This is a genomic window from Streptomyces sp. NPDC002499 (assembly GCF_053595415.1).
This window is the reverse complement of the sequence record NZ_JBSFXO010000003.1, coordinates 429,028-443,856: the sequence shown is the minus strand read 5'-3', so window position 1 is coordinate 443,856 and position 14,829 is coordinate 429,028. Positions and strand designations below refer to the sequence as shown.

The 14,829-nt window shown below is 66.1% G+C and carries 6 protein-coding genes; 3 read left to right on the top strand and 3 right to left on the bottom strand.

The genetic code is table 11. The features are described from left to right. Positions 1-611 precede the first annotated feature (611 nt). The 3 genes from ACWD5F_RS09960 to ACWD5F_RS09950 all read left to right on the top strand — a co-directional run bounded on the left by ACWD5F_RS09960 (position 612) and on the right by ACWD5F_RS09950 (position 11,337). The gene (locus tag ACWD5F_RS09960) at positions 612-4,151 is read left to right on the top strand and encodes a LamG-like jellyroll fold domain-containing protein (protein ID WP_451253184.1); all 3,540 of its coding nucleotides are present in this window, start codon (positions 612-614) and stop codon (positions 4,149-4,151) included. Between the two features lie 100 nt (positions 4,152-4,251). Further along, the gene (locus tag ACWD5F_RS09955; RefSeq protein WP_451252836.1) at positions 4,252-10,728 is read left to right on the top strand and encodes an RHS repeat-associated core domain-containing protein; all 6,477 of its coding nucleotides are present in this window, start codon (positions 4,252-4,254) and stop codon (positions 10,726-10,728) included. Positions 10,729-10,839: 111 nt separating this feature from the next. Continuing rightward, entirely contained in the window at positions 10,840-11,337 is a 498-nt protein-coding gene (locus ACWD5F_RS09950) for a S1 RNA-binding domain-containing protein (protein WP_451252834.1), read from the top strand. On the opposite strand, the gene ACWD5F_RS09945 is transcribed toward ACWD5F_RS09950, so the two are convergent. The 3 genes from ACWD5F_RS09945 to ACWD5F_RS09935 form a co-directional block, all read right to left on the bottom strand. Next, complete coding sequence (locus ACWD5F_RS09945) at positions 11,311-12,144, bottom strand: hypothetical protein (protein ID WP_451252832.1); 834 nt, start codon at positions 12,142-12,144, stop codon at positions 11,311-11,313. The genes ACWD5F_RS09950 and ACWD5F_RS09945 overlap by 27 nt on opposite strands. Before the next feature lie 29 nt (positions 12,145-12,173). Next, positions 12,174-14,276 carry an NACHT domain-containing protein gene (locus tag ACWD5F_RS09940; protein WP_451252830.1) on the bottom strand — a complete coding sequence of 701 codons (2,103 nt, stop codon included), beginning with the start codon at positions 14,274-14,276 and terminating at the stop codon, positions 12,174-12,176. Between the two features lie 117 nt (positions 14,277-14,393). Then, entirely contained in the window at positions 14,394-14,705 is a 312-nt protein-coding gene (locus tag ACWD5F_RS09935; protein WP_451252828.1) for a trypco2 family protein, read from the bottom strand. Positions 14,706-14,829 lie beyond the last annotated feature (124 nt).

Genomic DNA, 14,829 nt, shown 5'->3' with positions numbered 1-14,829 from the left:
CACTTCTCGGCCAGTGCGGCAACGACCTGATGCAGAGCGAGCGCACATGGCCCAGGCGGAGTTCTCCGGTGATCGACAAGCTGATCACGTCTCACCGATCACCACCTCCCTACGAGGCGGCCTACTGCCAGAAGGCGGGTCCGACGTGCTTGATTCCTACGGCAGGATCGCGCACCACTGGGCAGTTGGGGCTGCCCCGGCCTGGTCTCGCTGATCGTGGAGACGGAGGGGAACAAAGTCGTCCGCTCCCCCGAGAGCCTCTTCGGTTTCAGTTGCCCATCCGTCAGCACGCACTACCGGTAAGGCGAGAAGAACTCAACGTGATGCACGCCACCGTTGACCATCGTGATCGATCAACACATGATCCTCACAGCTTCTTTGTAATGAAAAGGTAAGAGGACGGGGTGTAGGTGTTCACGCAGAAGCGGAGACACAAGTGGGGGCAGGCGGTAAGGAGTTGGGTGATAGCCGTCAGCCTGCTCGGGGGAGTGGTTTCAGGGGTTGTGGGTGGCGCATCTCCCGCACCCGCCCACGAACGGGCCGCCTCCGTAGCGGCTGACGGCACTCCGGAGTCGAAGGCGAGTGCTCTCGCCGCGCAGACCGGTGACCAGGTGGCCGTGGACGCGGCGACCACCGAGTCATCCCAGACCTTCGCCAACCCGGACGGCACCTTCACACAGGAGATGAACGCGGCGCCAGTCCGTGCCCAGAAGGACGACGGCACCTGGGCCCCCATCGACACCACCCTCGTACACAAGGCCGATGGGTCTGTGCAGGCGACGAATACGACGGCCGGTCTCACCTTCTCAGGCGGCGGCAGCGGGGACGGCATGGTCACGCTGGCGGACGGGGGGCACGAGCTGGAGCTCGGTTGGCCCACCGCGCTCCCTGAGCCTCGAATCGAGGGCGACACCGCCACCTATGCCGGAGTCCTCCCGGACGTCGATCTGAAACTGACGGCATTGAGCTCCGGCTACACCTCCGTGCTCGTGGTCAAGACTCCTGAGGCGGCGAAGAATCCGGCGCTTGAGACGATCAAGATGACCGTCTCCGGCGGTGATCTTGATATCTCCCCGACGGCGGATGGCGGTTTCGTCGCGCGTGACGGCGATGGCACCCCGGTCTTCGAGAGCCCGGCAGGGCGGATGTGGGACTCGGCCGGTGACACTCCGGCCACCATCACCTCCGCCACCACTCGCCTTGCCCGCGCGACGTCGTCAACGGGCGTTGAGGATGAGGCAGAAGGAGCGAAAGCTGCTCCATTGCCCGCCGCCGGAGGCGAGCCGACGTCATCCGAGGGTCCCGGCAGCGGAGACGCTAAGGCCGAAGTCCCGCTCAAGGTCACCGGCGCCGCCCTGGAGATCACGCCCGATCCGGCCCTTCTGCAGGGCAAGGACACCGTCTTCCCGCTCTACATCGACCCGCCGACCAAGGGCATCGTGCTGGGCGACTGGACGGCGCTGTCCTCGGACGGCGACAAGTTCTGGGAGTTCGACGGGGACAAGGGCGTAGGGCGCTGCTCCAACTACGCGGGCTACCTGTGCTCGAACACCCCGTACACCCAGCGCTTGTACTTCGAGTACCCGCTCTCGTCGATCCACGGCAAGAAGATCCTGGACGCGACGATGGAGGTGTACCAACTGTGGACGTTCTCCTGCGACCCGCACTGGTACGACCTGAGCCATGTGGACAAGGGGATCTCCTCCAGCACCACGTGGTCGACCCGTCCCACCGCGGACGATCTGATGGGCGACCGGAACGTGGCCTACGGCCGGGGCAGCCTGTGCAGTCCGTCGCAGCCGGCGAACTGGGTGCGCTTCAGTGACAACGTTGGCGAGGAGACGAACGAGAACCTGACGACGACGCTGGCGTCCCACGCCGCGAACAAGTCGGCGCAGATCACCTTCTCTCTGACCGCGCACGACGAGTCCGACGCCGGTGCCTGGGCGCGGTTCCGTAACGACGCCAAGCTGTCGGTCACCTACGTCTCCTACCCGGGCAAGCCCACTACGTATGGGGTCCAGCAGGGCACCACGGGGCGTGCCTGCAACGCCTCCACGCTGCCCTTTGCGACCAGCGACACCACCCCGAAGATGCTGGCGACGGTGCAGTCCGCGGATGGCAGTCAGTCCCAGCTGCGCGCCCTGTTCGAGGTGTGGAAGGTCGGTGCCTCCAGCCGCACCTGGTCCGCGGCCTCACCGGACGGCGCCTGGGTGGCCGACAACGCCGTCCGCAGCGCGTCCTCCAGTGCGCTGCCCGCGCAGACGGACTACAAGATGCGGGTCAGGACGCAGGCTTACTACATGACGGACCGAGGTGCCACGGGGGTGCTGGACTCGGATTGGTCGTCCTGGTGCTACTTCCGGGTCGACACCGATTCGCCGCCGCCTCCGGTGGTGTCCAGCGAGGACGGCGTCTACGGACCTGCCGAGACCGAGCCCGCCGCGGGCGGTGTGGGCACGCCGGGCAGGTTCACCTTCACCCCCGCGGACACCGACGCCACCAAGGCGGGCATCCAGTCGGACGTGGTCAGCTACCGGTGGAAGCTGAACAGCGGCGCGCTCTCGCCTCCGATCCCTGTCGCCAAGGGCGCGCCCACCACACAGACGATCACGCCGAACCAGGCCGGTGAGAACACCATTCAGGTCTGGGGCTACGACGCGGCCAGCCACAGCTCGCTAACCGGCTACTACAGCTTCCTGGTGCTGGGCGCCGAACTGCCGTCGGGGATGTGGCATTTGGACAACGGCCTCACCGACGCCACTACGGCCACCCAGCACCCGCTGACCTCCTCGGGGGCGGCCTGGGACACTCTGGCCCGCAGCGGCTCCGGGGCGGCGAGGCTCAACGGCACGACCGCCTACCTCTCCACCTCCGGTGCAGTGCTGGACACCACCAAGTCCTTCACCGTCTCGGCCTGGGCGCGTCTGACGAAGAAGGACGTCAACTACACCGTCCTGTCCCAGGCGGGCACGAACGCCTCCGGGTTCCAGCTGTACTACTCCACGGCCTCCAACGCCTGGGTCTTCAACCGGCACCAGACGGACGTCACCGATCCGGCGATCACCCGCTCGATCGGCACCAAGCCCCCGGTCCTGAACGCCTGGACCCACCTGGCGGGCATCTACGACGCGGCGGCGCAGACCGTGCAGCTCTACGTCAACGGCATTCCGCAGGGCGACCCGGTACCGTTCCCAGTCGCCCCATGGAAGGCGTCGGGGGGTCTGCAGGTCGGGCGGCTGTGGGCGTCTGCGACCGGTAAGGAGAACTTCGCCGGCACGATCGACGAGGTGAAGGTCTGGTCGCGCGCGCTCGCGGACACCGAGGTCGCCCATGACGCCTGGCTGGAGGACGAAGATCTGTCCGACGGCACCTCCGGGGACCCGGTCCCGGCGCTCGTCGCCAAGTGGGACGCCACCGACATGGCCAACGCGACCGGCACCACGGTCAAGGACACCAGCGGCTTCGGCCGGAACCTCACCCTCAACGGGGCCGCACTCACCCAATACACCACCGGGGACCCGGACCTCGGCGAAGAGGTCACCACCCGGCAGACGATGACCTTGAACGGCACCAGCGCCTACGCCGGCGCCACCGGCCCGGTCGTCGACGACTCCGGTTCGTTCACCGCGACCGCCTGGGTGACGCTGGACCCGGCCAAGCTCGCCGACACCAGCAAGTCGTACGCGGTGCAGGTGTTCGGCCAGTCCGGGACGAGCCAGTCCTCTTGGGGCGTCTGGTACGAGCAGCCGGCCGGTAGCACCCAGGGACGGTGGAAGTTCGGCCGCCCGAACAAGGACGGTACCGGTGCCGTCTGGACCGAGAGTGAGGCCTCTGCCTCCACCACGGCCCAACTGGGCGTCCCGGTCATGCTGACGGTTGTCTACGACGCCCAGGCGGAAGCCGTCCCCGAGGACACCTCCAAGCTCGGCGGGCTCAAGCTCTATGTCGACAGCGCTCAGATGGGTGACGAGGACGGCGTGCCGTACTCCGCCCCCTGGCAGGGCGGCGGCGTGTTCGAGATCGGCCGGGCAAAGATCAACGGGGCAGCCGCACGCTATTTCCCCGGACGGATCGACAGCGTCCGCGTCTGGGCCGGAGCCACCTCCACCGACACCATCGCCAACCGACGCAACACCGAGCAGCAGTAGCGGCTTCGCACGGCAGGGCGGGTCTCTGTGACCCGCCCTGCCCGCCGCACTCCCACCTGCCCGTCGATACTTCCCCCACTCCAAGGATCTGGATATCACTGTGTCTTCAGTACCCTTCCGCAGACGCCTGCCAGGGGCGGTCGTACGCCGCTGGTTCGGCCGCGGCGCGTTGGCCGTCTCGCTCGCCGTCCTGCCGCAGGTCGTGGTTCCCTCGGGCTACGACTTCGCCGCCCAGGCTCAAGCCTCGGCGACCCGCAAACCGCTGGAGGACCGGCCCCACGCAAAGATCGACAAGGTAGGGGTGCTCAAGCCCGGCACGTCCAAGGCACCGAAGGACAAAGCCGCACCGGCCTCCCGCAAGACCATCGATCGGCTGAAGAAGGCCACGTGGCCGAAGGCGGGGAAGGCCACGGTCAAGGTCGCGGCGACCGGTCAGGTCGCTGTCCCCGTCGGCGGGCTCGGCATCGAGCTCGCTCAGGAGCCCGCCGCCTCGGCAGCCAAGTCAGCGAAGAACAAGAAGAAGGCCAAGGCAACCGGCCCGGCCGAAGAAGTGGCACTCAGCGTCCACTCCCAGACAGCCGCGAAGAAGGCGGGCGTCAACGGCATCCTGCTCACCCTCGACCCGGCGCGAGCATCATCCAGCGGCTCCGCCGATGACAGCGACAAACTCCGAGTCTCCCTGGACTACTCCTCCTTCAGTGACGTATACGGCGGCAACTTCGGCCCGCGACTGCGCCTGGTTACCCTCCCGGCGTGCGCGCTGACCACCCCGCAGAAGAAATCCTGCCGCACTCAGACCCCGGTGGTAGGAGCCGACAACGCCACTGCGACGCAGACCCTGACCGGCACCCTCCCCGCCAGCGCAGTGAGCGCGGGCACCCCGGTGCTCTTCGCGGCGGCTGCCGACAGCTCCGGCGGCGGGGGCGACTACGCCGCCACCCCGCTGTCACCGACCGCCACCTGGGAGGCCGGGGGAAGCACAGGCGACTTCACCTGGAACTACCCGCTGCGGGTTCCCCCGGCCACGGCCGGCCCGTCCCCGAACCTGTCGATCTCCTACAACTCCGCCTCTGTGGACGGCCGCACGGCCGGGGAGAACAACCAGACCTCCGTCATCGGCGAAGGCTTCTCGATCACCGAGTCCTACATCGAGCGCAAGTACGGCTCCTGCAAAGACGACGGCCAGTCCGGCAAGGGCGACCTGTGCTGGAAGTACGCCAACGCCACCCTGGTCCTCAACGGCAAGGCCGTAGAACTGGTCAACGCCTGTGCCGACAAGGCAGCCTGCGACAGCGCAGCCCTCTCGCAGGCGTCCGGCGGCTCGTGGAAAATGAAGAACGAGGACGGCACTCGCGTCGAGCACCTGACCGGCGCCACCGGCAACGGCGACGACAACACCGAATACTGGAAGGTCACGGACGCCTCCGGCATCCAGTACTTCTTCGGCAAGCAACGGATGCCCGGCTGGAGCGACAACGGCACCGCCGACGACGACCCGGTCACCAACTCCGTATGGACCGCCCCCGTTTTCGGCGACGACTCCGGCGAGCCCTGCTACAACTCCACCGGCTTCGCCGACTCCTCCTGCAACCAGGCCTGGCGCTGGAACCTCGACTACGTCGTCGACCCCCACGGCAACGCCTCCACCTACTGGTACAGCAAGGAGACGAACTACTACTCCAAGAACGCCGACACCACCGTCAACGGCACCGGCTACACCCGCGGCGGGTACCTCAACCGCATCGACTACGGCCTGCGCAGCGACCTGATCTACTCCAAGCCCGCCGCCCAGCAGGTCCGCTTCACCTACGCCGAGCGCTGCGTCGTCTCCGGCGGCTGCTCCAGCCTAACCAAGGACACCAAAGCCAACTGGCCCGACGTGCCCTTCGACATGATCTGCGCGTCCGGCACCAAGTGCACCACCCAGATCGGACCATCCTTCTTCACCCGCAAGCGCCTGACCGATATCACCACCTCCGTGTGGACCGGCACCGCCACCACCCAGCGCGACGTCGACACCTGGCACCTCGAACAGAGCTTCCCCGACAACGGCGACGCCTCCTCCGCCAGCCTGTGGCTGAAGTCCATCCAGAACATCGGCAAGGCCAACACCACCACGGCGCAGATGCCGCCAGTTGTCTTCGGCGGCATCCAGATGCCCAACCACGTCGAAGGCAGCACCCCGGACACCCTGCGTTATATCAAGTGGCGCGTACGCACCATCAAGTCCGAGACCGGCTCGACCCTCACCGCCAACTACTCCGACCCCGACTGCATCTGGGGCACCAGCATGCCGGCGGACATCGACAAGAACACCCGCCGCTGCTTCCCCGTCAAGTGGTCCCAGTCCGGCGCGACCCCGGTCACCGACTGGTTCCACAAGTACGTCGTCACCTCCGTCTTCCAAGACGACCCTTACGGCCACGGCGACACAGGCGAGAAGTACTACGACTACCAGGGCGGCGCCGGCTGGGCCTACGCCGACGACGAAGGCCTGACCAAGACCTCCAACCGCACCTGGTCGCAGTGGCGCGGCTACGGCAAGGTCGTAGAAACCTCCGGTGACTCCGAGGGTCCGCGGAGCAAGAAGTCCACGCTCTACATGCGCGGCCTGAACGGCGAGAAGGAACTCGACGGCACCACCCGCGTGGAGAAGGTCACCGACTCCACCGGCACCGCCATTGACGACTCCCGCCAGTACGCTGGCTTCGTCCGCGAGACCATCGTCTACAACGGCTCCGAAGAACTCAGCGGCACCATCAACACTCCCTGGTCCCACAAGACCGGCAACCACACCTACAACTGGGGCACCACCGACTCCTGGATCGTCCAAGCAAGCGAAACCGAAACCCGCAACAAGATCTCCACCGGCACCCGCACCGTCAAGCAGAAGACCACGTACGACACCACGTATGGCATGCCGCTCACCGTGGAGGACAGCGGCGACACCGCCAAGACCGGTGACGAGATCTGCACGCGAACCTCGTACGCCCGCAACACCTCGGCCTGGATCGTGAACAAGGTCAGCCGCGTCGAGTCCTACTCCGTCGCCTGCGCCACCACTCCGGCGGTTCCTGCAGACGTCCTCTCCGACGTCACCACGGCCTATGACAGCCAAGCAGTCGGGGTGGCACCCACGCAGGGGAACACCACCGCCTCCTACCGGGTCTCCAGCTACGACACAGTCAACAAGACGCCCGTCTACCAGAAGGTCACCGGCTCCACTTACGACGCCCTGGGCCGCCCGCTCAGCGACACTGACGCTCTCAACAACACGGTCAAGACCACCTACGTTCCCGACGACACCGGCTACGGCCCGCTGACGTCCAAGACCACCATCGACCCCAAGCTGTACACCCTCACAACTGTGGTGGACCCGGCCTGGGGTACGGCTACCAAGGCCACAAACGCCAACAACAACGTCAGCGAGTGGGCTTTCGACGCGCTCGGCCGCCTGGTCTCGACCTGGGATCCGGACCGATCCCGCACCCTCGGCGACGCCGCGAGCACCGTCTACGCCTACAGCATCAACGACGACAAAGAGACCTGGGTCCGCACCAACACGCTCAAGGCTGACGGACAGACCTACACCAGCTCCTACGAAATTTTCGACGGGCTGCTGCGCTCCCGCCAGAAGCAGGCTCCCGCGCCCAACGGCGGTCGGGTAATCTCTGAAACCCTCTACGACGACCGCGGCCTCGCCTACATCACCAACAGCCAGGTCCACGACAACGTCGCTCCCTCCGGCACCCTGGCCAACACCTTCCCCGGCTCCGTCCCCGCCTCCACCGAAGCGGTGTTCGACGCCGCTGGCCGCGCCACCGAATCAATCTTCCGGGTCTACGACCAGGAGAAGTGGCGCACCAAGACCGACAATCAGGGCGACCGTACGGCCGTCACCGCCGCAGCAGGTGGCACTGGCACTCTCACGGTCGTCGACGTCCGTGGTCGGGTCACGGAGCGCCGTGAGTACGGCGGCCCCGCGCCGACCGGCACCGACTACACCCGCACCCAGTACGAGTACACTCCCGGCGGCAAGCTCCAGAAGATGACCGGCCCGGACAACGCGGTCTGGACATACGGCTATGACTTGCGCGGTCGCCAGACCACCTTCACCGACCCCGACAAAGGCACGGTCACAACCGGCTACAACGACTTCGATCAGCCCATCAGTGTGACGTCAACGTTGAACAAGGTTCCACGCACTCTGATCACAGACTACGACGAGTTGGGTCGTAAGATCGGCACGTGGGACGGGGTGAAGGACGACGCTCACCGCCTGACCAAATTCACCTTCGACACCCCGGCCAAGGGCCTCCCAACGGCCTCGATCCGGTACGTCGGCGGCACCACCGGCAAGATCTACTCCCAGGTCGTCACAGGCTACGACGCACTCGGCCGCCCCCAGGGCACCAAAACCGTCATCGCCGCCAGCGACGCCCTGGTCATCGCCGGCGCGCCGCAGACGTTCACCACCTCCATCGCCTACAACATCGACGGCACCGTCCAGTCCACCTCGATGCCCGCGGTGGCTGGCCTGCCCGCCGAGACCGTGACCAACAGCTATAACAGCCTCGGCATGCTCACCGGCACCGACGGCATGACCGACTACGTCCAGAACATCGGCTATTCCCCCTACGGCGAGATCGAAGAGACCCGCCTGGGCACCTCCACCGGCGCCAAGCAGCTCCAGATCCTCAACCGCTACGAGGACGGCACCCGCCGTCTGGCCAACACCCACACCGTCGACCAGACCAACACCGGCAACACCAGCGACGTCGACTACGGCTACGACGTCACCGGCAACGTCAAGTCGATCACAGACAAGGCGAACGGCAAAGACACCCAGTGCTTCGCCCACGACGGCTACCGCCGCCTGGCAGAGGCATGGACCCCGTCCTCCAACGACTGTGCTACCGCCCGATCGGCGTCCGCCCTCGGCGGCCCGGCGCCGTACTGGACCAGCTGGACGTACAAGCCCGGCGGCCTGCGCGACACCCAGGTCGAGCACAAGTCGACCGGTGACACGACGACCGCCTACCGCTACCCCGTCGTCGACGCCAATGGCGCGGGCCAGCCCCACACCCTGACCTCGCTGGCCGTCAACGGCGGTACCGCCAAGACGCACACCTACGACGAGCAGGGCAACACCACCAAGCGCTACGGCCCCACCGGCACCGCACAGGACCTCGTCTGGGACATCGAAGGCGAACTAAGCCGCCTCACCGAAGGCAGCAAGACCACCGACTACCTCTACGACGCCAACGGCGACCTCCTGATCCGCCGCAGCCCGGGCAAGACCGTCCTCTACCTGGCTGGCCAGGAACTCCACTACGACACCGCCGCCAGCAAGTTCACCGCCCAGCGCTACTACGCGGCTGGCGACGCCACGGCCATCCGCAAGGAGACCGGCCTGTCCTGGATGGTCGACGACCACCACGGCACCGCCTCGATGACAGTCGACGCCACCACCCAGGCCATCACCCGCCGCTACACCAAGCCCTTCGGCGAGGCCCGCGGAACGACACCGCCGACCTGGCCCGACGACAAGGGCTTCCTCGGCAAACCCGCCGACGCCGACACCGGACTCACACACATCGGCGCCCGCGAGTACGACCCGGCCACCGGACGATTCCTCTCCGTCGACCCCGTGCTCGCCCCCGAGGACCACGAATCCCTCAACGGCTACGCCTACGCCAACAACACCCCCGTCACCAAGTCCGACCCCACCGGCCTAAGGCCGATAACGGAATGCGAACGCGGATGCAGCGACGGTAAGGGCGGCACCTACCGCGACTACATGACCATGGGCCCCAACGGGACCTACGTCTACCACTCGACGAAGATCTACACCCAGTCATTCCAGTACACGACGGCGAGCGGCGTCACCGGAACTGGCACGATGACCACCACCGTCAGCACCGGCGGAGGACGCACCTCAGCGACGGTTGTATTCAAGACGGGGCCAAGCCCGGCGCCTGTCCTGAGGGGAGGGGTAGGCGGCGCTGCGACTGAACTCCTCAAGTGGGGCGTTAAGGTAGGAGCTAAGCGGAATCCGGTTGGTGCGGGAATTGGCCTAGCGTCGCAAATTCTCGGATTCGAAGATCCCATCGACTCGGCAATTGATCAGCTTTTCGGTGACGGGCCTGAAGCGAGACTCGTTCCCAGACAACCCAAGATCGATCAGGACGATGACGAGGAGATCTTCTATCTATATCGTGCTCCACATAAGGGGAATAAAGAGGCGGAACGTCATGGGCCGCGACCAGAGAATCATCCACCCACCAAAACAAAATACCGCACCGAGCCAGGGCTAGCCTTCCTTGGCGAATCGGCGGGTGTGGCCCAACAGTACGCTAAGGAAGGAATCTTCGAAGACGGATACTGGGAGTATAAAATGAGGCCCGGATTCAAGAAGGCTTTTCCTCCAGAGACGTACCGCACCCCTCACGAGAACAGCAGAGGCGCCATCGAATTTGAATGGATAATCCCGCAAGCGGAAATTCCTAGGTTCAATTCATTCATTGATGAATCGAATTGGACAAACTACCACAATGGCTACAGTTGGCAAGACTGAGGGCCTGGCTGGTGTAGTGAGCGTGGGTGGACGTCAGTGAAATACGGAGCACGTCCACCCGCGCTCGCGAGGCGTTCTCAAGGTGTACCGAGATTGAATTGTGAGGCGTACATGGCAAGCTGGCCGACGGAGCAGAGGTTCAAGGAGGGCGATGTCTGCAAGGGAGTCGTCTCCCATGTCGCAGACTTCGGCGTTTTCGTAGATATTGGGGGTCGTACAGGATTTGTGAATCCTTCCGAGATTACGTGGATGAGATACGCGAAAATCTCGGAAGTGATGCGCGAGGGGCAAGAGGTGAATGCCCTAGTTATCGGCCATAGCCCTGCGCAAGATCAAGTACTCCTTTCCGTCAAGGGTCTAGAGGAAGATCCTCTTAAAAACTTTGCACACGAAAATTTTGGAAAACTTGTCGTTGGGAGCGTAGCAATGTTGACACCCGTTGGAGTGCATGTATCACTGCCGGAAGGGATGGATGGGCTGATCCCGCAGTCCGCGATAGTCGCCAGTCGCGCGGAATATCGGGTTGGGGATGAAGTCTCTGTCGAAGTTGCCGGGATTAATCTTTACGCGCGGCAAATCACTCTATCGCCAAGAATTGGCGCCGTGTAAATCTCGTATTAGGCCGTCGAGGCGGTCGGCGCTATGAGGATCTGTCCCCTCCGCCATGCGGCCCACCGCGTAGGAGCGGATCCAGTCCTCCACGCCGGTGTCGACGGCAACGCCGTAGCAGTGATCGGCGCCGCGTGGGTCTCCCAGTCCCACGAGCGCCCCGGCGGCGTCCAACCGGTCGAGGATGTCATGGCTGTGATCGGCGGCGAAGCTGTGGCACAGTTCGCTGGCCCGGGGGGCGCCGAGACCGGCGAGCGCTGCGCAGGCCCTGACCCGGACGTGTACCGGCATGCCAGTGTCGGTGGCGAAGTCATGGCACAGCTGGGCGACGCGCGGATCGCCCAACAGCTCAAGTGCCTCCACGGCGTAGCGCCGTTGAAGGTCGTCAAGGGTGCTGTCCGCAGCGTGAGCTAGGGACAGGTCGCCAGCACGGGACCCGGTACCCGGGGCCAGTGCCTTCAAGACCGCCAAGCGCCCACTCGGCGACACCATGTCGTCTATCGCGAAGGCGGCGTACACGTCGTCGCAGTCCGGTCCTCCGACACCTGCCAGCGCTGCGGCCGATATCACCCTGTCCTCGCGCTGAACCGATGTGTTCAGGGCGAATGAGGCGTAGAGGCGAGCGGCTCGGGGCCCATCGATCCTCGCAAGATAGTCGGTATCCCTCAATCTGGCCCAGTCTGGAGACGAGCGGTCGTTGGCGCGATCGGCGTAGTAGTCGGAATGACGTGCGGCGGCTCGCCGAACGAGTTCCTCTGGTATGCCGGTGCCCAAGCGAGCCTGGTCGGCGATGAATCTGTACCCCAACGTTCCCGCACGCTGCGACGCCAGTCGGCTCAGATAGAGAATGCAGGTGTCGGGGTCCTTCTGGAGTGCAACGTCGAGCAGGAAGCCGACGTAGGAGTCGTCTCCGTACGGAGCCTTCCAGTACCGGCGGAACCAGACTCGCGGTCGGACGCCCTGTGCGTCACTGCGGGGCCCGTATCTCCCGGGGCGGTGCAGAAGCTCGCGAAATGTCCTGGGATCATGCGCGGCGTGGCGGGCGGCGAGGTGCTCCTCGAAGGTCTGATGCGGGAAGACCAGGTCCCCGGCGATGGCGCTGAGCAGGCCGCTGCGGCGCAAGGTAGCGTCCAAAAACCGGCGCCAGGTGTCGGGGGGGGGACATGCCGGGCGACGTCGGAGGAAAGGCAGGCGTCGGGGTGGGCGGCGACGATATCCAGCGCGAGCGCGGTACTGCCCGCCTGGCGAGTGGCGGCAAGGTGCTCCAGCAGGTCGGGCAGCTTCTCCGCGACATGGTTGGCGGCCCTCTGGACCACCTCACGCCGGCTGGCCATGTAGGCAACGGTCTGGGCGCCCAGACCACCTGAGCCGGCGGAATCATGGTGCTCGCGGAGCAGCAGAAGAAAGCGGTCATACAGGGCGCCGCGGCTCTCGGGCAGGGCCTGCCGGGGGTTCTCGGCATAGACCTGGCACAGCATGGCGGCCATCAGCGGGACGGCGGCAGGGCCCCGCAGCCGTGCGCGGTCGAGGGCGCGCAGGAAGTCCTCGGTGACCCGTTCCGGATCCCGACAGGATTCGGGCAAGGCTGCGAACCAGGGTCGGGCTACGGTGCGCAGATCCGACGAGGAGAAGGGCTGCAACGTGTAGCGGGACACGTCCGCGCCGAGAGCGGCTAGCTCGCTCTCCGGCGCCGGACGGGTGGCCACCACGAATCGGTACACCTGAGGATCCTGGGCCGCCAGGGTATTCATCAGTCTGCTTCTCGGATACTCGGCGGTCACTTCGTCCAGGCCGTCCACCAGGACGAGCCAACGGGCCGCGTGTTGGGGCGGGGTCCGAAAGAAATGGGGCGTCAGAGTTTCGTTGGGTCCGTGGGGAGAAAGCTCGTCCGTGACCGCGGTGGCCAGCACCTCCGGAAACGGGACCCCCTTCGTCCCGGGTGCGGGGGTCAGCAACGCGGCCTGGACGAGCACCGGGATCTGGGCTGAGGCCCCCTGCACTACACGGCGGGCCAATTCGGCCGTCCAAGTGCGTAGCAGGCTTGACTTGCCACCCCCGGGGCCAGCCACGACGATTCCATGGTGCGGCTGCACGAGCACGTCGTCCGGCGACAGCGTGTCCGCCAACACAGCCTCATCCACAGACCGGTCCGCGTCCAACGGCGGGTGATCCGACCGACGGTGGGTGCGCAAGTCCTGGCGCAAGTAGACGTCGGCAAGCGGTGGAAGGCGGCTGACTGTCCGATCAGGCAGGGCTCCGGGGTAGGGATGTTCACGGACGGCCCTGGCAACGGCCGCCAGGTATGGGGCCAGCAGCCGCTCAGTGTCGGGCACTGGCGCGGGTTCGATCACCAGGTCGCGCAGACCCTGTGCAGCGAGTGCGGCGCGGAATCCCGGCAGCCCCGCCGGAGTGGTGATGGGCACCGCGGCCAGGACACTCGCATCGACCGAGACGGCACGATCGGTCACCAGTACGCCGATGAGCAGCAGGCCGCAGAACAGGGCGGTGCCGGATGCGCCAGCCCAGCCCGATCCGCCGGCCAGCTGCCGGGGCACGATGCCCTCGTCGACGTGGACGGTCATCAGCCGGGACTTGACCGCCTGCAGGGGGTCGGCGCTGCCGCGTACGACCATGGTGTCGCGCAGGTTGCCGGGGCGTGCTTCCGCGTCCGGGAATCCGATGCCCTGGCAGGGCACCCGCTCCTGGCCGGTGACCTCACCGAAGCGCATCCGGCCCGGCAGTCCCTCCTCCCTCCAGGCGGGTTCCTCGATGACGAGCAGTGCCACGTCCTGTTCGGGGAAACGATCGAGGTCCACAGGAGCGGTCGGCCAGCAGACCCGCGACACCAGCCAGCGGTGGCGCGCATGCCGGTCCAGCGGCCGAACCTCCACCGGCGTGTTAGGCGGCAGGTCCCGCACCACGTGGTAGGCGGTCAGCACGAGGCGGTCCGTCAGCAGGTAGCCGCTGCCCACCCGCCGGGGGGGGCAGGGACCCACACCTCGACGACCCGCAGCAGAGCCTCCGCCTCCATTCCCATGGCTCGTCAGCGCCCGTGATCAGGACGGGCGCTGCACGGCGTCGCCGGAGACGTGGGCGTCCTCGCCTTCGGCGTCAATGGGCTGCAAGGTGAGCCTGATGGTGTGGACCCGGCTCACGCTGGCTGCACCGCTGGCCTGAGCGGACCACGGCAGCACGAAAATCTTCGTTCCGGCCTCGCCCTCCTTGCGGACCTCCACGGTGAACTCCAGCTCCACCGGTCCGGTACGGAACCTCAGTGCCTTGCCGCTGCCCTCATCCATGGCCTGCTGCAACTCCGTGCGGATGGCGGCTACGGTCTCTCCCAGCTCAGCCCACGGCTCCTGTGACACGGTTTCCCCCCTCGCCCGAATGGCCTTTCAGGGTAGTGCAGTTGTACTCGACACCGGTCTGTAGCCACCCTCGATGGTTCAGGGCCCTGGTGAGCTCACGGTCGGCGGCCCGCGCCGCCTCCAA

Coding starts and splice junctions, on each gene's coding strand:
- ACWD5F_RS09950 (WP_451252834.1), top strand. CDS start 10,840: ATGGCAAGCTGGCCGACGGAGCAGAGGTTCAAGGAGGGCGATGTCTGC.